The 23,850-nt window shown below is 45.1% G+C and carries 2 protein-coding genes; both read left to right on the forward strand.

The window, feature by feature from the left end:
• Positions 1-61 precede the first annotated feature (61 nt).
• Entirely contained in the window at positions 62-15,826 is a 15,765-nt protein-coding gene (gene bacA / locus M1D90_RS09150) for a bacitracin non-ribosomal peptide synthetase BacA (RefSeq protein ID WP_456283376.1), read from the forward strand.
• A 116-nt stretch (positions 15,827-15,942) separates the two neighbouring features.
• Positions 15,943-23,760 carry a bacitracin non-ribosomal peptide synthetase BacB gene (bacB, locus tag M1D90_RS09155; protein ID WP_456283378.1) on the forward strand — a complete coding sequence of 2,606 codons (7,818 nt, stop codon included), beginning with the start codon at positions 15,943-15,945 and terminating at the stop codon, positions 23,758-23,760.
• Positions 23,761-23,850 lie beyond the last annotated feature (90 nt).

A 23,850-nucleotide genomic window follows, 5' to 3' on the forward strand; every position in this document is an offset into this window, starting at 1 on the left:
TAAAAGAGCAACTACAGACCAATATTATGGTGAATATTTTATCAAAAAGGAGAATTTTTATATGGTTGCTAAACATTCATTAGAAAATGGGGTATTTCACAAAATGACAGAGAATGAAAAAGAACTGATCCTACATTTTAACAACACAAAGACCGATTATCCAAAAAACAAGACGCTTCATGAGCTTTTTGAGGAACAGGCCATGAAGACGCCTGACCATACGGCTCTTGTGTTCGGTGCTCAGCGCATGACCTACAGAGAGCTGAATGAAAAAGCAAACCAAACCGCGAGACTTCTCAGGGAAAAAGGGATCGGCAGAGGCTCGATTGCCGCGATGATCGCGGAGCGCTCCTTTGAAATGATCATCGGCATCATTGGCATTTTAAAAGCGGGAGGTGCGTATCTGCCGATCGACCCTGAAACGCCGAAAGACAGAATGGCCTTCATGCTCAGCGACACGAAAGCCGCGGTGCTGCTAACGCAAGGAAAAGCGGCAGACGGAATCGATTGTGAGGCTGACATCGTTCAGCTGGACAAAGAGGCTTCAGACGGATTCAGTAAAGAACCGCTCAGTTCTGTCAATGATTCCGGCGATACCGCCTATATTATCTACACATCAGGTTCCACGGGAACGCCAAAAGGCGTCGTCACCCCGCACTACAGTGTCATAAGGGTCGTTCAAAATACCAATTATATCGATATCACAGAAGACGACGTGATCCTCCAGCTGTCCAATTATTCGTTTGACGGATCAGTGTTCGACATCTTCGGCGCTTTATTAAACGGAGCGTCGCTGGTCATGATTGAGAAGGAAGCGTTATTGAACATCAATAGACTTGGAAGCGCTATCAATGAGGAGAAGGTCAGCGTGATGTTCATTACGACGGCACTATTCAACATAATTGCAGATCTTCATGTCGACTGTCTGTCGAATTTACGAAAAATCCTCTTCGGCGGGGAGAGAGCGTCGATACCGCATGTGAGAAAAGTACTGAATCATGTCGGCCGGGATAAATTGATTCATGTTTACGGCCCGACGGAAAGCACGGTATATGCGACATATTATTTCATCAATGAAATAGATGAAAAAGCCGATACAATCCCGATCGGCAGCCCGCTGGCGAATACGTCAGTCTTGATCATGGATGAAGCCGGCAAGCTCGTGCCGATCGGGGTTCCCGGAGAGCTGTGCATCGCAGGCGATGGTTTAAGCAAAGGATATTTAAACCGCGAGGAACTGACGGCGGAAAAATTCATCCCGCATCCGTTCATTCCGGGAGAAAGGCTGTACAAAACAGGTGATTTAGCGAAATGGCTGCCTGACGGCAACATCGAATTCATCGGCCGAATCGACCACCAGGTGAAAATCCGCGGTTTCAGGATCGAACTCGGCGAAATCGAAAGCCGGCTGGAGATGCATGAAGACATCAATGAGACGATCGTCATCGTCCGGGAAGACGAAGAAAGCCGCCCGTACATTTGCGCCTATATCACGGCAAATCATGAGATTTCCCTTGATGAGCTGAAAGGATTTTTAGGTGAAAAGCTTCCGGACTACATGATCCCCGCATATTTTGTCAAATTGGACAAGCTGCCCCTCACCAAAAACGGAAAAGTGGACAGAAAAGCCCTGCCTGAGCCGGACAGAACGGCGGGGGCGGAAAACGAATATGAAGCGCCGCGAAATGAAACGGAAGAAAAGCTGGCAGCTGTTTGGCAGGATGTTTTGCACGTTGAAAAAGCGGGCATTCATGATCATTTTGCACAAATGGGCGGACATTCATTGCATGCGATGGAGCTCATCGCCAAAATAAAGGAAAAAATGAATGTTGAAATTCCGCTGCATCAGCTATTTAAGCTTGCGACCATAAAGGAATTGAGCGCTTTTATCGAAGCTAATCAACAAGAAGACAAGGGAGACGGCTTCGTGACAAGGGCTGCCGATCCGGAAAATATCCATGAAACATTCCCGCTTACAGGCATTCAGCTGGCTTATTTAGTTGGAAGAGATGAGTCGTTCGAAATCGGCGGAGTCGCTACGAATTTAACTGTCGAATTTGAAGCTGATGTCGATTTGAATCGATTTCAGCTGACACTGCAAAAATTGATTGACAGGCATCCGATTCTCCGCACGATCGTATTTGAAAACGGAACGCAAAAAATTCTCGAAGCAACACAACGTTATACAATCGAAACTCAGGATTTAAGAGGTTTCACAGAAGAAGAAATCAACGCCAGAATTTTAGAACAGCGGGAGAAGATGACATCAAAGATCATTGATCCAAGTGTATGGCCTTTGTTTGAACTCAAAACGTTTATGCTGCCGGGAGAGAAAAAATATTTTTTCCTCAATGTGGACCCGCTCATTTGCGATGACAGCAGTATGAAACGATTAATCAGGGAGTTTAAACAACTATATGAAAACCCCGGCCTCAAACTGCCTTCACTAGCATACAGCTTCAGAGATTATGTTTTGGCCTCGATCGATTTTAAGCAAACAAGCAGATATCAAAAAGATCAAAAATATTGGCTGGATAAACTGGATCATTTTCCAAGTGCGCCTGAGCTGCCTCTTAAATCAGATCCAGCCCATGTAGCGAAACCTTCGTTCAAGAAGTTTTCAACGTTTTTGGATGGACATACATGGAATGAATTAAAAAAGAAAGCCCGGCATCATCATCTCACGCCGACCTCAGTCCTTTGTGCTGCATATGCCTATATTTTAGCTTATTGGAGCCGGCAAAACCACTTTGCTATCAATTTAACCGTATTTAACAGAATCCCGTTTCATCCGGATGTCAAGAACATGATCGGAGATTTTACCTCTTTAATGCTGCTGGACATCCATGCCGAAGAAAACACGAGCTCTTTCTGGAGATTTGCTTTAAATGTTCAGGACACGCTTTTAGAAGCACTGGAACACAGACATTATGACGGAGTTGATGTGATCAGAAACATCGCCAAAAAGAATGGCATGAATAAAAAAGCGGTCATGCCGATCGTATTCACAAGCGTGCTGAGTGAAAATCCCGACGACTCATTTGACAGTCTTGTCGATTTTGACAACATTCATTTCTTTAGCACGAGAACATCGCAAGTATACATTGACAACCAAGTATATGAAATAAACGGCGGCCTTTATATTACATGGGACTATGTGGAGCAAATTTTTGAACATGAAGTAATTGAATCGATGTTTGACCAGTATATCGCAGTCATCCAGAAAGCCGTATCCGGCGAGGACGTTTCAACCATCCAAATAAATGAAAAAAGCCGCCAGATGATCAGCGCCTATAATGACACAGATCAATCTTTCGATACCGAGCCCTTGCACGAATTGTTTACCGGCCAGGTTAAACATGGACCTGACAGAGTGGCACTCAAGCATCATGATGAGGTGATGACCTATCAGGAGCTTGACGAAAAATCCAACCAGGTCGCAAGATTTCTCATTGGAAAAGGGGTTGAAAGGGGCGACTATATCGGTGTCATCGGCAAAAGAAGCCTGGGGACGATTGTCAATTTATTGGCTGTATTGAAGACTGGAGCAGCTTATATCCCTCTCGATCCGGATTATCCAGAAGAAAGAAAGGCGTATATCCAATCAAAAAGCAACTGCAAATTCTTCATCAGCCATGACGTGTATGACAAAGAACATATCGAGCGCTTCTCAAAAGCGCCGGTTGACCGAAAAGTCGATTTGGATGACATGGCATATGTCATCTTTACGTCAGGAAGCACAGGCAAGCCAAAAGGCGTTCAGATTACGCATGGTGCCGCAGCGAATACCATTCTCGATATCAATGAAAAATTCAACGTCACAGAACAAGATAACATAATGGGCATTTCCTCATTGTGCTTTGATTTATCTGTTTATGACGTGTTTGGCGCTTTAAGCAGCGGGGCGTCACTTGTCATCATTGATGACCAAAGGGATGTATTCAGTCTGAAAGAGACAGTCGAAAAAGAACGGATTACAATTTGGAATTCTGTTCCGGCGATTATGGGAATGACGGCCGATGTATACCCGGCCAACGAGCTCAATCATCATCTCAGACTCATCCTGCTAAGCGGAGACTGGATACCGCTTCAGCTGCCTGCAACCATAAAGAAGACGTTTAAAAACGCAGAAGTGATTAGTTTGGGAGGCGCAACAGAGGGATCGATCTGGTCGATCTACTATCCGATTCAAAAAGTAGAGGAAGACTGGAAAAGCATTCCTTATGGAAAACCGCTGGCCAATCAAAAAATATACGTATTGAACCAGAATAAACAATTATGTCCCGTCGGTGTCGAAGGAGAGCTGTACATAGGCGGAGCAGGGGTAGCAAGCGGGTATATTCATGATCAAGAAAAAACGGATCATTCATTTATCCATCATCAGGAATTAGGTTACATCTATAAAACGGGTGACTATGGCGTCTTGAAAGAGGACGGTTATGTAGAGTTTCTCGGAAGAAAAGACAGCCAGGTGAAGATCAGAGGCTACAGAGTGGAAATGGGGGAAATTGAAAATACTCTCGTAAGCCATCAGGAGATTACGAAGGCATCGGTTATTGATTACACAAGTCCGGATGGAATCAAAAACTTATACGCTTTTGTTGTAGCAGAGAACGCGATCAGCCAATTAGATGTAAAGGAATTTTTGCAAAAAACGCTGCCTGACTATATGATTCCTGCGAAATTCGTGGAAATTGACAAAATCCCGTTAACTGTAAACGGAAAAGTCGATAAGCGCACGCTCCATGACTTGGCTGAACAGCATACCGCAGATGAAGGTCAACGAGGCGGATCGATGCTGCCGGAGAATGAAACACAAGCCATGCTTCTGGAGATTTGGAAAGATATATTTGGCCTAGACAGCATCAATCTTCATGTCAGCTATTATGAAATCGGCGGAGACTCACTCAAAGCGATATCCATCATCACGGAAATCAACAAACGAATGAATGTTGAGATGCCGATCAGCGAAATCTTTAAAAATGATTCAATCATCGCTTTGGACCACTATTTGAAAAACAGAGAAGAAAGCGATATGGAACATCCGATTCAAACAGCTCACGAAAAAGAGTATTATCCGACATCCCCTGCCCAACAAAGAATGTATATGCTGTCGATGCTGGAAAATGAAAGGGGAGCTTACCATATTCCGATGGCCCTTCTTGTCGAAGGCCGGATAAACGCCATACAGCTTGAAAACGCATTGAAGACATTTTTGCAAAGACATGAAGTTTTGCGAACCGGGTTTGAAATTCAAAACAATGAACTCATCCAAAAAATTTATGAGAATGTCGAATTCCGCCTCGAATACGAGTGCTTAGACGCTTCAATTACAGATCAGCATGCTTTAATGGAGATCACAAGCAGGTACTGTAAAGAATCCATTAAGCCTTTTGATTTGAGCCGGCCGCCTCTTATGAGGGCCAAGCTGATCAAAATCGACGATAATAGGCATATACTGGTCATAAATTTTCACCACATCATCAGTGACGGGGTTTCTCAAGGGATCCTGATGAATGAAATATTGGAACTTTATAGCAATGTGCCATTGCCGGAAGTAAATGTGCAATATAAAGATTATGTGGAATGGAATCATACATTTAATCAATCAGCCGCGATGAAAAAGCAGGAAGCTTATTGGCTTGACGTTTATCGCGATATACCGTCAAAGCTGGACTTTCCTTATGACTATAAACGTCATCATATCGACACGTTTGAAGGAAGCAGCGTGTTTTTGGAAATGGAGCGGGAGCTGTCAGATCATATAAGGAAGCTGGCGAAACACACCGGAACAACTCTTTATACGGTGATGCTGAGCGCATATTATGTGCTTTTAAATAAATATACAAATCAAACAGATATCGTTGTCGGAACGGCTGCTGCGGGAAGGCTGCATCCTGATCTACAAGATGTATTCGGCGTTTTTGTAAATACACTTGCTTTGCGGAACGAGATTGATACTTCCAACAGCTTTAAAGAATTTTTGCAGCAGACGAAAGAGCGTACGATAGCGGCCTTTGACAATTCCGAGTATCCGTTTGATGATTTGATCCGCAAACTCAATGGTGTACGGGAGTCTAACCGCAATCCTTTGTTCGACACGATGTTTGTTCTGGAAGATGCCAGGATGTTTACCAAACAGAAAGGCGATGTCAAGCTGAGTCCGATCATCTTTGAACTGGACAATGCAAAATTTGACATGATCTTTAATGTGTTGGATTTTGAACAAAAGATCGTATTGAACATTGAATATTCGACAAACCTTTTCAAGGAAGAGACGATTCAAAAGATAGCGGAAGATTATTTCAGGATTTTAGAGGAAGTTTCAGAAAACCTTGATGTTACTTTACATCAAATCGATATGATATCCCGTCAAGAAAAACGGACACTTTTAGAGTCCTTCAACCATACAAAGACGGCATATCCAAAAGGAAAAGCAATCCACCAGCTGTTTGAGGAGCAGGTGAATCGAATACCAGATCACACTGCGGTTGTTTTTGAAGATCAAAAACTGACGTACCGACAGTTGAATGAAAAAGCAAATCAAGTGGCAAGGCTGTTGCGAGAAAAAGGTGTCAAGCCGGATACGCTCGTCGGGATCGTGATGGAGCGGTCGTCCGATATGATTGCAGCGGTTCTCGGTGTGCTGAAAGCAGGCGGCGCCTATTTGCCGATTGATCCTGAGTATCCTCTGGAGCGGATGAGATACATGGCTTTTGACAGTGAAGTCAAAGTCATCATCTCTGACGTTCCGCTGGCCGAGGAGCTTACGGCGGAATCGATCGAGTTGATTCATATGGATGATGAGAGGATTGCCGGGCAGGATCGGTCAAACATTGACAATGTCAATCAAAGCGGCGACCTTGCATATGTCATCTATACGTCGGGTTCAACAGGAAAGCCAAAAGGCGTGATGATCGAGCATCAATCATTGATCAACTTGTGCCGCTGGCATCAATCCTGTTTTGAAGTCGGACAAAACGACAACAGCTCGATTTATGCGAGCATCAGCTTCGACGCTTTTGTCTGGGAGCTGTTCCCTTATATAACAGCGGGAGCCACCGTTCATGTCCTCAATCAGGAGACAAGGCTGGATGTTGAAAAGCTGAACCGGTATTTTCATAACCATCATATTACGATCAGCTTTTTGCCGACACCAGTCTGCGAACAATTTACAGCGCTTGACAATCATTCGTTAAGAACGCTGTTAACGGGCGGAGATAAATTAAACGTCTTTAAAGAAAAAAGCTATCAAATCGTAAACAACTACGGACCGACGGAGAATACAGTCGTTGCTACAAGTTTTCCAATCGACAAATCGTATCAAAATATTCCGATCGGAAAACCGATCGATAACGTCAAAGTGTATATATTGAACAAAGACCTGCAGCTTTGTCCGCTCGGAGCCAGCGGCGAGCTCTGCATCGCGGGGGAAGGGCTGGCCCGCGGGTATGTAAATAGACCGGAATTGACTCGGGAAAAATTCATCGAAAATCCATTTGTACCCGGGGAAAGAATGTACCGCACAGGTGATCTTGCCAAAATGCTGCCAGATGGAAACATTCAGTTTCTGGGACGGGTTGACCTGCAGGTTAAGATTCGCGGCTATCGGATCGAACCCGGCGAGATCGAGAACCAGCTGCTTAAATATGAAAAGATTGAAGAAGCGGCGGTCATCGCAAGAGAAGACGGAGATCATGACCCGTATCTTTGTGCATATGTAACGGCTAAAAAGGAAGTCGAACAGGAAAAGATCAAAGCGTTTTTAAAGAAAAGCCTTCCGGATTATATGATTCCTCAGCACTTTGTCCAGCTTGACGGGCTGCCGCTTACCGTGAATGGAAAAGTGGACAAGAAAAGCCTTCCGGTTCCGGAACGGAGCATCACAATGGATCGCTGCTATGAAGCGCCGCGGGATCAGATGGAAGAAAAACTTGTTTCCATATGGGAAGAGGCTTTAGGAATCAATAAAATCGGAATCAACAGCAGCTTCTTTGAAGCCGGCGGGCATTCGCTTAAAGCCGCCGCTTTGGTATCAACTATTCATAAAGAACTGAATGTCAAGCTGCCTTTAAGACAAATATTCGATACCCCGACGATTAAAGGGCTGAGGGAATATATCGGTGCAGCGAAGGAAAGTACTTTTACATCGTTAGGAAAAACGGAAGAAAAACCATATTACCGATTGTCTTCAGCGCAAAAAAGGCTCTATATCCTTTCTCAAGCAGGCAGTCATGTTGCATATAACATGCCTTTTGCCATGACGCTCGAAGGCGATTTTGATATCCGCCGATTTGAGAATACATTAAAAAACATGATCAAAAGACATGAATCATTTCGAACTTCATTTGTCATGATCGACGGTGAGGTGATGCAGCAGATTGAAAAAGAGATCGATTTTCAAGTCGCATACAGTGACATCGGCAAAGAAAGCGCCGAAGAAAAAATCAAAAGCTTCATCAGGCCGTTTCATTTTGAAAAAGCACCGCTTTTAAGGGCGGAGGTCGTCAAAGTGAATGAACGTGAGCACTTGCTGATGTTCGATATGCACCATATCATTTCCGATGGCGTGTCCACCGACATCTTCATTCAAGAGCTGGGAGCACTGTACGAAGGGAAATCACTGGAGCCGTTCGAAATTCAATATAAAGATTACGCAGAATGGGAAAATAGCCATGCCCGCAGCGATGAGCTGAAAAGACAGGAAGAATACTGGCTGGAGACGTATAAAGGCGATATCCCGGTCCTTGATCTCCCGACAGATCATAAAAGGCCGCTGACGAAAAGCTCTGAAGGTGACACAGTCACTGCAGCAATCGAAAGTGAAACATTCCGCAAGCTTCAGCATATGGCGAAAGAAAACGGCGTTACGATGTACATGCTTCTGTTGGCCGGTTATACAGCGCTGCTTTCCAAATATACAGGTCAGGAAGATATCATCGTCGGGACTCCGGCTGCAGGGAGAAATCATGAGGATACTCAACATCTCATCGGCATGTTTGTCAATACCTTGGCGATCAGAAACCATCCGGAAGGGAAAAAGACTTTCAGACATTATTTGCAAGAGGTAAAAGAAAACACGCTTCAGGCTTATGAAAACCAGGATTATCCGTTTGAAGAGCTTGTAGAAAAAGTAAACATCAAACGGGACATGGCCCGAAACCCGCTCTTTGATACGATGCTCGTGTACCATAACACAGACGTAAAGCCGTTTGAAGCAGAGGGGCTGAGAAGCAGGCTGGTGGAGATCAAGCGCGGTATTTCCAAGTTTGACATCACAGTGACTGCGAGTGAAGCGGCAGACGGATTAAGATTGGAAGTTGAGTATTCAACGACGCTATTCAACAAGGAAAGAATGAAAAGACTATCTGAACACCTGATCAGCTTGTTGGAACAAGCGGCGGATCATCCGGACATTGCCATCAATCAGATAGATGTCCTGACAAAGGGTGAAAGACATCGGGTTCTGTATGATTTTAACCGAACAGACGGTGTGTTCTGCAAAGAGATGACGATACCGGAGCTGTTTGAAAAGCAGGCGGAAAAAACGCCTGATCATCCGGCGGTTGCCTTCGGGGATGAAACGATTTCTTACAGGGAGCTGAATGAAAGGGCGAACAGCCTGGCTTTCACCTTGCGTCAAAAAGGAGTAGGCCCTGATGTGATAGCAGGGATTCTCACAGAACGGTCAATCGAAATGATCGTCGGTATTATGGGTATTTTGAAAGCTGGCGGAGCCTATCTGCCAATCGATCCGGCGTATCCGCAGGAAAGAATAAGCTACATGTTAAAAGACAGCGATGTCAGCGTATTATGCGCGGCAGGCGATGTGGATCTGGGTGAAGCTTATGCCGGAGACATCATCCGGATTGATCAAACCGGACAAAATGACCACGTGGAAAACCTTAAGCATGACATCAAGCCGGAGCATTTGGCATATGTCATCTATACATCGGGATCCACTGGAAAACCGAAAGGCGTCATGATCGAGCATCATAGTGTGAACAATCTTGTTCATGGATTAAGTGAAAGAATTTACCATCATCTCGATGCTCATTTAAATGTAGCACTGGTTGCGCCTTATATATTTGATGCCTCTGTCAAACAAATATTCGCAGCGCTTCTCTTCGGGCATACCCTTTGCATCGTCCCGCGCGAGACAGCTTGGGATGCGATGAGTTTAATTGAGTATTATTCGAAAAACAACATCAATGTATCGGACATGACGCCTGCTCATTTAAACATGCTGGCGTATGTAGACAAAACGGAACTCGAATTCGATCTGAAGGAATTGATTGTCGGCGGAGATGCTTTAACACCTGATGTCATAGGCGGCCTATTTCATAAATTCCCGAATCTGTCATGCAATATCACGAATGTATACGGCCCGACAGAGTGCTGTGTTGATGCTGCTTCACATCAAATCGAATCGGGAAAAGTGCCGCAAACACCGTCCATTCCGATCGGCAGACCGCTTCTCAATACAAGCATCTATATTGTGGACAAAGACCTCCGCCCTCTGCCGGTTGGGATTGCCGGAGAACTATGCATAGCAGGCGAAGGGGTTGCCAGAGGGTATGTAAACAGACCTGAGCTTACGGCGGAAAAGTTTGTCGACCATCCATTTGAGCCGGGCAAAAAAATGTACAAAACCGGAGATTTGGCGATGTGGCTTCCTGATGGACAGATTGAGTTTTTGGGACGCGCCGATCATCAAGTGAAAATCCGCGGCTATCGAATAGAGCTTGGCGAAGTGGAACAGCAGCTCTTGTCACATGAGAAAATTAAAGAAGCGGCGGTGATCTCAGGAAAGGATCAAAACGGCAACAGCTATTTATGCGCCTATTTCGCGTCTGATCAGGAATTGCCTGCAGCTAATGTACGACAATTTCTTGAAAGGGAAATGCCTGATTATATGATTCCGTCCTATTTTGTTAAGCTTGACAGGCTCCCGCGCACCCCAAGCGGTAAAGTGGATAGAAGCGCACTGCCTGAGGCGGACGGAAATTTAATAGAAGGAACTCGGTACGATCCGCCTCGAAATGAAATCGAACGAAAACTCGTGCAAGTCTGGAGAGAGATTCTCGGTGCCGAGGACATCGGGATCAGCCACCATTTCTTTGCGGCAGGGGGAGACTCGATCAAGGCGCTCCAGATCGTTTCCAGGCTGGCAAAGATGAACCTGAAACTTGAGATGAAGGCGCTGTTCGCCAATCCGAAAATAAAGGATCTCAGCCGATTGATCACAGAAGAAACGAGACATCGCAAACATAACAAACCCGTTACAGGTGAGACGGAACTGCTTCCTATCCAAAAGAGATATTTTGCGAACAACAAAGAGGAGCTTGACCACTTCAACCAGTCATTTATGCTCTTTAGAAAAGACGGCTATGACGAAAACATCGTCAGAACAGCCTTCAATAAAATACTGGAGCAGCATGACGCGTTAAGGATGATCTATGAAGAAAAAGACGGAGACATCATTCAATACAACAGAGGCTATCGTGAAAACTTGTTCGACCTGGATGTTTATGATGTAAGAGGCCTTGACAATCAAGCGGAAAAGGTGTTTGAGCTGGCGACAAGCATTCAAAAAAAATCATCGATTAGAAAAGGAAAACTCGTTCATCTTGGCATCTTCCGGGCTGATGAGGGCGATCACCTGCTCATTGCGATCCATCATCTTGTCGTTGACGGCGTATCGTGGAGAATTTTGTTCGAGGATTTTGAAACATTGTACCTTCAGGCATTGAAAGGCGAGCCTCTCGACATCGGATATAAAACGGATTCATACCAAGAGTTCGCCCGTCAATTGAAGAAGTATGCCCAAAGCCGCAGGCTGTTAAAGGAAAGGGAGTATTGGCAAAAGGCCCTGGAAGCGGATGCTCCATTTATTCCTGCTGAAAAGCTTGAACGAGACACGTTTGAACACAGCGCGACCTTGTGCATCAGAATCAGCCCAGACGTGACAGCAAAACTTTTGCGAAACGCAAACAAAGCCTACAACACGGAAATCAACGATATTTTGCTGACGGCATTAATCGCCGCAGTCAGGGATATCACCGGAGAAAACAAATTGAAGGTCATGATGGAAGGGCACGGCAGGGAGGACATCTTAGACGGTGTTGACATCACGAGAACGATCGGCTGGTTTACGACGGTTTATCCGGTCTTTATCGATTTGGGAGAAGAAAAAGAAATATCGCAAAATATCAAAATGGTCAAAGAAACGTTGAGAAAAATACCGAATAAAGGAATCGGCTACGGCGTTTTAAAATACATGACAGAAGAGCTTCAGAAAATACAAACTCAGGCTCCGCTTTCTTTTAACTATTTTGGAGAAATGAACAATGATATGAATAGAAAAGTATTTTCCCAGTCGCCATTTTCGCCGGGAGAAAGCATCGGCGGAAAAATCGTAAGGCACTGCGCCGTCGAAATGAATGCGATCTCTTTAAACGGCGAATTGACAATCTATACGACGTTCAACCAGGACCAATACCAAACAAGCGCAATCGAACAACTCAATCAATCATTCAAAGAAAACCTGGAAAAGATCGTCGATCATTGCGTTGATAAAGAAGGATCGGACATGACGCCTTCCGATTATGGCGATGTCTCACTTGGTCTTGAAGAGCTGGAGCGTATTAAAGATAAGTACAGCGCTTTTCAAATCGAAAAGATCTATCCGCTGGCCAACATGCAAAAAGGAATTCTATTTCATAACGCTATGGATCAGACATCAGGGGCATACCTCCAGCAAATTGTCATCGAATTAAAAGGACGTGTCCATCCGGACATTTTAGAAGAAAGCTTTCACGAGATCGTGAAGAGGCATGAAATCTTAAGGGCGTCTTTTGAATATGAAATCACATCCGAACCGAGACAGATTATAGCTAGAGAACGGAAAACGCCTTTCGCATCAATAGATCTGACAGGCGAAAATCGGACTCGCCAGCATAGGTTCATAGAAACATATTTAAAAGAAGATCAGGAAAAAGGCTTTGATCTGAGCAGTGAAGCCCTCATGAGGGTTTGTTTGATCAGAATGAATGACGAATCGTATCGGCTGATTTGGAGTCATCACCACATCCTCCTGGACGGCTGGTGTCTGGGTATTGTTTTGAGCGAGCTGTTCAGTCTATATGGAAAAATAATGAAAGGTGAATCCCGCCGATTAAAAGAGCCGAAGCCGTATGGAGACTATATCAAATGGCTGGAAGAACAAGATAAAGAAGAAGCGGCGGCATACTGGAAGGATTATCTAAAAGGGTATGAGTCGCGGTCTGAACTTCCGGCGTTCAATCGCGGCGCAACGTCAGAAGAATATGGCGGCAAAGAAAAAGTCATATCGTTTTCAAAAGAACTGACAACGAAAATCACCCGGATCGCCAAGACGCATCATGTCACCATCAATACGGTTCTTCAAGGAATTTGGGGCATGATTCTCGCCAAATACAACAATACCGATGAAGTCGTATTCGGAACCGTCGTCTCGGGACGGGAGGCTCCTGTTGACGGCATCGAAGAGATGGTCGGCTTGTTTATTCATACAATACCGACCCGGATCAGCTTTGAAGGCGCAAGAAGCTTTAAAGAGGTGTTAAAGAAAACACAAGCCGAGTCTATCGAAAGCAATCGATACAGCTATATGAATTTATCGGAAATTCAGGAACTGAGTGAAATGAAAAGAGAGCTGATCACCCATGTCATGGCCTTTCAAAATTATGCGTTTGATGAGGAGCTGTTCAGAAGCCAATCCGGGGAAAGCGGTTTTGAACTGGAAGGTGTTCATGGAAAAGAACGGACCAACTATGATTTTAATCTGACCGGCGTTTTAGAAAATGAGCAGCTGAAACTCAAATTGACATTTAATGAAAATGTGTATGACAACACCATTATCGAAACACTAGAAAAGCATATCATCACCGTCGCAGAACAAGTGGCGGAAGATGAGACACAAACATTACGAGACATCAACCTTGTGTCAAAAGAAGAAAAACAGAGGATTTTACACACATTCAACGATACAAAAACAAATTACCCGAAAGACAAGCCGCTTCATGAGCTCTTTGAGGAACAGGCCATGAAGACGCCTGACCAGACGGCTCTTGTGTTCGGTGCTCAGCGCATGACCTACAGAGAGCTGAATGAAAAAGCAAACCAAACCGCGAGACTCCTCAGGGAAAAAGGGATCGGGAGAGGCTCGATTGCCGCGATCATCGCGGACCGCTCCTTTGAAATGATCATCGGCATCATTGGCATTTTAAAAGCGGGAGGTGCGTATCTGCCGATCGACCCTGAAACGCCTAGAGACAGAATCGATTATATGTTGAAAAATAGCGGTGCGGCATTGTTAGTAACAACAGATTCGCTTCTTCAACCTTTTGATATAAAAACCGTTGATTTGCGTTCGGACGAGTTGCACTTACTAAGCGGAGAGAATCTTCCGCGTGTGAATTGCTCAAGCGATACAGCGTACATCGTCTACACGTCCGGCTCAACCGGAACACCAAAAGGAGTGGTTATCCCGCATTACAGTGCGGCGAGAGTCGTTCAAAATACCAATTATATCGACATCACAGAAGATGACGCCATTCTCCAGCTGTCCAACTATTCGTTTGACGGATCGGTGTTCGACATCTTCGGCGCTCTCTTAAACGGAGCGTCACTCGTCCTGATCGAAAAAGAGACAGTCTTGAATACACATGAGCTGGCCGAAGTGATTGAGAAAGAACGAGTCAGCGTGATGTTCATTACGACAGCGCTGTTCAATACGCTCGCCGACATCAATATCGGCTGTCTTGCCAAGCTGCGGAAAATCCTTTTTGGCGGGGAAAGAGCGTCGATACCGCATGTGAGAAAAGTGCTGGATCATGTCGGCCGGGATAAATTGATTCATGTTTACGGCCCGACGGAAAGCACGGTGTATGCGACATATTATTTTATCAACGAGATAAACGATGAAGCGGAAACAATCCCGATCGGCAGCCCGCTGGCGAATACGTCGGTTTTGATCATGGATGAAGCCGGCAAGCTCGTGCCGATCGGGGTTCCCGGAGAGCTGTGCATCGCAGGCGACGGCTTAAGCAAAGGATATTTAAACCGCGAGGAACTGACGGCGGAAAAATTCATCCCGCATCCGTTCATTCCGGGAGAAAGGCTGTACAAGACGGGCGATTTAGCGAAATGGCTGCCTGACGGCAATATCGAATTCATCGGCCGAATCGACCATCAGGTGAAAATCCGCGGTTTCAGGATCGAACTCGGCGAAATCGAAAGCCGGCTGGAGATGCATGAAGACATCAACGAGACGATCGTTACCGTCAGAGAAGACGGAGAGAACCGCCCGTACATTTGCGCTTATATCACGGCAAATCGCGAGATTTCCCTTGATGAGCTGAAAGGGTTTTTAGGTGAAAAGCTCCCGGAATACATGATTCCCGCCTATTTCGTGAACATGGACAAGCTGCCGCTCACCAAAAACGGGAAAGTGGACAGAAAAGCCCTGCCTGAGCCGGACAGAAGCGCAGGAACTGAAGCAGAGTACGAAGCGCCAAGAAACTATGTCGAACAGCGCATCATTTCCATCTTGGAGGACGTACTCGGAACAGAGCGGATGGGTATTTCCTGCCATTTCTTCGACAAGGGGGGGAATTCGCTGAAAGCGATGCAAGCTGTTCATTCCATTAACAAAACGTTTGGCCTTAATATGAGGATCAGCACGTTCTTTAAACATCCGACTGCAAAATCATTAGCGCGTTTTGTATTAACCGCTGAAGCCGAATCGGCCGTTAGTGAGGAGTACGCGGAAGAGGAAGTGTGATGGAATTGCACTGTACAATCTATCATTTGAAATGATAGATTGTACAGCTGCCCCATTTTCCGCAAAAAAACGATTCTGATATTGGCCGCAAGTCTGACGAATGGAGTGAGATGAGTATGAGCATAATGGACTTCATAAATGATTTGAAAAAGAAAAATATCACCTTATACCATAACAAGGGCAAAATCAAAATCATCGGTCCTCAAGAATTATTGACGGCTGACTTAAAACAGCAAATCAAGCGGTATAAAGATGACATCATCGCAGCGCTGGAAGCGGGCGAAACGGACATTGAGCGAAGCTTTCCGAAAGCGGCACCGTCTAAAAGCGGAACCTATCCTTTGTCAAGGGAACAAAAAAGGATGTTCATTTTAAATCAGCTTGATGACAGCAAAACGGCCTATAACATGCCGATGGCAGTAAAAATAAACGGTGAAGTTCAAATCAGCCGAATTGAACAGGCATGGAAAGCGCTCATCAAAAGGCATGAATCGTTAAGAACTTCTTTTGTCATGCTCGATGGCGAACCGGTGCAGAAAATCGAACAGGAAGCCGAGTTCCGACTTGAATACAGCGAGTTGGGGGATCAAAGCATCCAGGAGAAAATCAGCCGTTTCATCAAACCTTTTCAATTAGAAAAAGCCCCGCTTTTAAGAGCGGAAATCGTAAAAGTGGATGAAGCTGAGCATATGATGATCGTTGATATGCATCATATCATTTCAGACGGCATCTCTATCGGAATATTAATGAAGGAATTCGCCGACTGCTGTGAAGGCAAAGAATTACCTCCGGTGGCGGTTCAGTATAAAGATTATTCAGAGTGGCAGAAAGACATCGAGCAGCAGAGCCGGTTGAAGAAGCAGGAAGCGTATTGGCTTAACACCTTCCGGGGAGACATTCCGGTATTGAATATGCCGCTCGATTTTCCGAGACCGAAAATCCGAAGCTTTCAAGGGAACAGAACGGTTGTGGAATTGGATCAGGACACCACAAAAAAACTGAAGACGATAGCCGCAAGAAACGGCGTTACAATGTACATGCTTCTTTTGGCAGGCTACACCATTCTGCTGTCAAAATACACCGGACAAGAGGATATCATTGTCGGCTCGCCGATTGCCGGAAGACCGCATGCCGATTTAAACGGGACAATCGGAATGTTTGTCGGCACCCTTGCGCTGAGAAACCGGCCAACGGGGAACATGACATTTAGCGAATATGTCCAAACGGTCAAAAACAATACATTGAACGCCTATGAAAATCAAGATTATCAATTTGATGCATTGATCGAACATCTGGGCTTGACACAGGACATGAGCAGAAATCCGCTGTTTGATACGATGTTTGATCTGCAGCATGCGGATGATTTCGCATCTGAAGCCGGCGGGGGGCATTTTGACACGTATGATATTCCATTTCATGTCGCGAAATTCGATGTAAGCCTGACGGCATTTTTGCATGGAGACAACCTGAAATTTGATTTTCAATATTGCACGGATCTGTATAAAAAAGAAACGATTGAAAGAATGGCCGGACATTTTTTGAATGTTTTAAAAGACGCTGCTCATCACCCTGAACTGGCGTTAAGTGAGATTAGGATGATGTCGGAAGAGGAGAAAGACATCATCTTACATACATTCAATCATGAGAAGACAGATGGTCCGAAAAACAAGACACTCAGCCGGCTGTTTGAAGAGCGGGCTGAAAAAACACCCGATCACCCCGCTGTTATATTCGAAGATCAGCAATTGACATATAGAGAGCTGAACGAAAAAGCCAACCAATTGGCCTGGCTTTTAAGAGAGAAGGGCGTAAAGCCGGATACAATTGTCGCGATCATGACAGACCGTTCACTCGAGATGATCATCGGAATTATCGGAATTTTAAAAGCCGGCGGAGCCTATCTGCCAATTGATCCGGATTATCCGGAGGACAGAGTCAAATATATGCTGGAAGACAGCGGGGCTGATATGGTCGTCATCCAGGAGCCCTTTAAATCGAAAATAGACGGGCGTCAACTGATAACCGCCGAAGACACCCGATCTTTCAGCAAAGAAAATCTCCCAAATGTCAATAAGGCTTCTGATTTGGCATATGTAATTTATACTTCGGGTTCTTCAGGCAGGCCGAAAGGTGTCATGACGACTCACCGCAATGTCGTTCATTATGTTGATGCTTTTACGAAAAGGATCCCTTTGAGCGAAGATGATACAGTTTTGCAAGTCGTATCCTTTTCATTTGATGCATTTTCTGAAGAAGTCTACCCTATTTTAGCTTGCTCAGGGCGCTTGGTGATCAGCAGAAAAGTAAGCGATCTGAACATTGATGAACTGGTGAAAACGATCGGGAAGCATCGTGTCACACTTGTCAGCTGCTCCCCGCTTCTATTGAATGAAATCGATAAAAATCAGCACTTAACCTTTCATCCGCAGATGAAATTTATCAGTGGAGGCGACGTATTAAAATTTGAGTACGTCGAAAATATCATCAAAGGCGCTGACGTTTACAATTCTTACGGTCCCACGGAAGCGACAGTTTGTGCAACCTATTATCAACTAAGCAGCGCAGACCGCAAAAAAACGAGCATTCCTATCGGCAAGCCTTTAAGCAATTATAAAGTATACATTGCAGATCAATACGGCCGGCCGCAACCGGTTGGAGTACCGGGCGAACTATTGATCGGCGGCGAAGGGGTCGCAAGGGGATACTTGAATCATGAAACATTGACAAAAGCGGCCTTTGTACTGGACGAATCAGGCGAGAGAGTATATCGTACAGGCGATTTAGCAAGATGGCTGTCTGACGGAAACATCGAGTTTTTAGGCAGAATCGACAGCCAAGTCAAAATCCGCGGCTATCGGATCGAACTGGAAGAAATCGAACACCGGTTGCTGATGAACGACGATATTAATGAAGCCATCGTGGTGGCGAAGGAAGATCAGGAAAACAGCAAATATCTATGCGCCTACATCGCATTCAATAACAAAAACGCAGATATTGAGCAGGTTCAAGAACGTTTGGCGAAGGACCTTCCGGAGTATATGATTCCGTCCTGCTTTATCAAGCTTGATCAAATTCCCCGCACGATCAATGGAAAGGCTGATCTTAAGGCATTGCCGGAGCCGGATCGAGGGGCATTTGCCCAAGCCCGCTACGAAGCCCCGCGCAATCAAACGGAAGCCTTACTTTTATCGATCTGGCAGGATATCTTGCCAGCGGAACAGATCGGGATTAACGACCATTTCTTTGACATCGGCGGACACTCGTTAAAAGCTTTTTCAATGGCCGCGAAAATTCAAGCGGCATTAAAAGTCGAAGTGACGCTAAAGGAAATCTTCAGCCATCCGACGATTAAAGACATCGCAGCTTATATCGTACAAAAACAAAAACAAGTTCAATCCGACATTCTAAAAGCGAAAAAGAAAGAATACTACCCGCTTTCTTCCGCTCAAAAAAGGCTGTACATCCTCAATCAAATCGAAGAAGGCCAAACCGCCTACAATATGCCTTTTGCGATGAAAATAAGAGGTGGGCTCCAAACGAAAAAGGCCGAGAAGGCCTTCAAAACGCTCATCAAAAGACATGAGAGCTTAAGAACATCCTTTGTGACCATCAATGGCGAACCCGTTCAGAATATAAACGAAGAGGTCACATTTGAAATGAAATACCGGGAGCTTGACAATTGCAGCCTTCGGGAACGGATGAATCAATTTATCAGACCGTTTGACCTGGAAAAAGCCCCTCTTCTGAGAGCGGAGCTGGTGAGGGTGAACGCAGCCGAACACATTCTCCTGCTTGATATGCACCATATCATTTCCGATGGCGTATCAATCGGGATCTTGATGAAAGAATGGGCGGCTTTATATGAAGAAAAGGAACTTGCACCGTTAAAGATCCAATATAAAGATTATTCCGAGTGGCAGCGAGGGTCCTGTCAAAAAGACCGGTTGAAAAAACAGGAAGAATACTGGCTATCCGTTTTTCAAGACGCCATCCCTGTTCTGAACATGCCGACGGACTTTCCAAGGCCGCAAATGCAAAGCTATGAAGGAGATCGAATCGCATTTGCAATCGAAAGAGAGCTGACGGATAAGCTGAAAAAAACAGCGAAAGAAAACGGAGTCACGATGTATATGCTGCTGTTGGCCGGGTATACAATACTGCTTTCGAAATACACCGGACAGGAAGATATCATTGTCGGTTCGCCGATTGCGGGGCGAACCCGGGAGGAGTTGGAACAGACGGTCGGGATGTTCGTAGGCACCCTTGCGATGAGAAACCATCCGAAAGGCGGCAGGACATTCATTGAGTATTTGCAAGATGTAAAAGAAAATACGTTTAACGCCTATGAAAATCAAGATTATCCTTTCGATGAACTCGTAGACAAATTAGATTTGGAACGGGACATCAGCAGAAATGCCTTATTTGACACAATGTTTGATATGCAGGCGCTGGATGATGCAGAGCCTGATATAGAGGGATTGCATGTTGAACCCGTTGATTTGGAGTTTCAGATTTCAAAATTCGATTTGTCGCTGGCAGCAGCAGAGTCCGCAGGCGTCATTACGTTTCACCTGGAATTCTGCACAAGGCTGTATAAAAAAGAAACCGCCGAAACGCTGGCGCAGCATTTCGTGAATATCCTAAGAGATATTTCCGATCATCCGCAGAAGCCGTTAAACGAAATCAGCATGCTTTCAGAGGAACAAAGGAACACAGTGCTGTATCAATTTAATGATACGAACGCCGAACACCCGTCGGGAATTTTTTCTGAGCTGTTTGAAGAGCAGGCCGAAAAATCACCGAATCATCCGGCGGCGGTCTTCAAAGATCATATGTTGACATACCGCGAATTAAATGAAAAAGCGAATCAATTGGCCAGAACATTGCGGAAAAAAGGGGTTCAGCGGGAGTCAGTAGTCGGAATCATGGCGGAGCGTTCGTTGGAAATGGTGACAGGCATATTGGCGGTTCTAAAGGCCGGCGGGGCGTACATGCCGATCGATCCGGGGCTTCCGAAAGAGCGCATCCAATATCTTATCACGGATAGCGGAGCTGATCTATTGCTGACCCAGCATCAGCTTATTGGCAGCATCAGCTTTGCCGGAGAAATCATCCAAATCGATCAGGCCGATGCTTACGACACGGATGGAAGCAATTTGGAGCATCTTAATTCCCCCGGTGATTTGGCATACGTCATCTATACCTCGGGTACGACGGGAAACCCGAAAGGCGTGATGGTCGAGCACCGCAATATCATTCATGCCCACTATACTTGGAGAAAGCACTATGAATTGGCATCATTTTCAGTTAACCTGCTCCAGCTTGCCAGCATGTCGTTTGATGTATTCGCAGGAGATTTATGCCGCAGTCTTCTCAACGGCGGAACAATGTATATGGTCCCGGATGATGTCAAACTGGAAATGAATCTGCTGTATGACATGATCAACAAATACGGCATTCATATGTTGGAATCGACGCCAAGCCTGATCATTCCTTTGATGAAATATATCGATCATCACAAGCTTGACCTTTCAAGCATGAAGCTGTTGATCATGGGTTCTGACACTTGCACGATCAAAGATTATAAGTGGCTCGTTGAACGGTTCGGACAAAGGATGAGAATCATCAACAGCTATGGCGTCACAGAAGCTTCTGTCGATTCCGGCTATTATGAAGAAGCTTTGGATCGGATTCCAGAGATTGCGAATACGCCGATAGGAAAGCCGCTGGACAATACAGCATTTTATATATTGGATTCCTCATTAAACCCGCAGCCGGTCGGCGTTTATGGTGAGTTGTACATCGGCGGTGAAGGGGTCGCGAGGGGATACTTAAACAAACCGGAACTCACCAAGGAAAGGTTTGTTCCAAATCGTTTTGCCGCCGGGGGGAAGATGTATAAAACGGGAGACTTGGCAAGGTGGCTGCCTGATGGAAATGTCGAATTCCTCGGGAGAATCGATCACCAAGTCAAGATTCGCGGTTTCAGAATAGAAACAGGCGAAATTGAAACGAAGCTTTTGGAAAATCAAAACATCAGCGAAGCTGTCGTTATAGACCGGGAAGACAAGAAAGGACATAAGTACCTGTGCGCCTATATTGTCGCTCGAGCGAAAACAAACGCAAATGAACTGAGGGAATATTTGTCCGATCATTTACCGGATTATATGCTCCCTTCCTATTTTATTCAAATCAACAAGATGCCCCTCACGCCAAACGGAAAGATCGATCGAAAAGCGCTTCCTGAACCTGCCGGAGACGCCATAGCGGCAAGCGGATATAAAGCGCCGCGCAATGAAACGGAAGAAAAGCTGGCCGCTGTTTGGCAGGAGGTGCTGGACAGGGACAAAATCGGAATCAACGATAATTTTTTTGAAATCGGGGGAGATTCAATTAAGGCTCTGCAAATCGTTTCAAAATTATCAAGAGCCGATCTCAAGCTTCAGGTTAAAGATCTGTTTACCAATCCGTCCATCAGACACCTCAGTAAATATGTCAAAAAAGAAACGAAAGCTCGCACCAGCGAAATCGTGCAAGGGCAAGTGCCGCTGACTCCTGTGCAAAGGTCGTTTTTTGAAGCGAATCAAAGGGAGCAAAACCATTATAATCAAGCGTTTATGCTCTACAGGGAAAACGGGTTTGCTGAAAGGATCGTCGAAAAGGTTATCCGTAAACTCACAGAACACCATGATGCATTACGGATGGTCTATCGGGAGAAGAACGGTGAAATCATTCAGCATAACCGCGGCTTGGAAGACAGCGTCTTCGATCTGAATGTCTATGATTTGAAAACGGAAAAAAATCTCGAGGAAACTGTTTATCAGATAGCGACGAATATTCAAAAAGACATATCCATCAGCGAGGGCAAAATGATCAAGCTCTGCGTGTTTAAAACAACGGAGGGAGACCATCTGCTGATTGCGATCCATCACCTTTTGGTAGACGGCGTGTCCTGGAGAATATTGTTCGAGGATTTTGAAGCGGCATACGGTCAAGCCTTGCAAGGCAAACCGATAGAGCTCGGTTATAAAACGGATTCGTACAAAACGTTTTCCGAAAAACTGGCTGAGTACGCAAGCAGCAAAAAGCTCCTGAAAGAACAAGAATATTGGCGGGAGATATCCAAAGGAAAGATGGCATTCCTCCCTAAACATCGCCAAGCGGTACATGATAACTATGAAAATAGCAGAACACTCAGAATATCCCTCAGCCAAATGGAGACGGAACAGCTCCTGAAAGAGGCGCATAAAGCATACAATACGCAGATTAATGATCTCCTTTTAACGGCTTTGTTGATCGCCTCAAGGCAGCTGACGGGGGAAAACAGGCTGAAAATTCTTATGGAAGGCCATGGAAGAGATGATATTTTGCAAGATGTGGATATTACGAGAACGGTCGGCTGGTTCACCGCAATGTATCCGGTATTCATCGACTTAGAAGATGAAACAGACTTGTCTGTGATGATTAAGATCGTGAAAGAAACTTTGCGGAAAATACCGAATAACGGAATCGGATACGGCATCCTCAAGTATTTGAGAAAAGACGAAGGGCTTATAAAGGATGAAAAGCCTCCGATCTTATTCAATTATCTTGGTGAGCTCGATCATGATCTGACGACTGAACAATTTTCATCGTCAAAGCTTTCAACAGGTCAAAGCATCGGAGAAAAAAGTGCAAGAGATGCTTCTGTTGAAATCGATTCAGTTGTTGTCGGCAGGCAATTGATGATCAGTACGACATTTAACGAATACGAGTATTCTCCAGATACGATCAGCGAATTGAATCAAGCATTCAAAGAAAGTTTGCAAATGGTCATCAGCCATTGTACTGGCAAAAATGAAACCGAAAAAACGTCCTCTGACTACGGTTATGACAAACTCTCGTTGGAAGATCTTGAAGAATTATTAAATGAATATGAATCTATCGACAGCTAGACATCATGAAAAAAGCTAAAGAAGCCCCCTTGAAATGGTTAACCTGCTGCTTAAAAATGGGCGGCCCATGTGGATCTGAAAACAAAAGGA

It is taken from the genome of Bacillus sp. JZ34 (assembly GCF_053903205.1).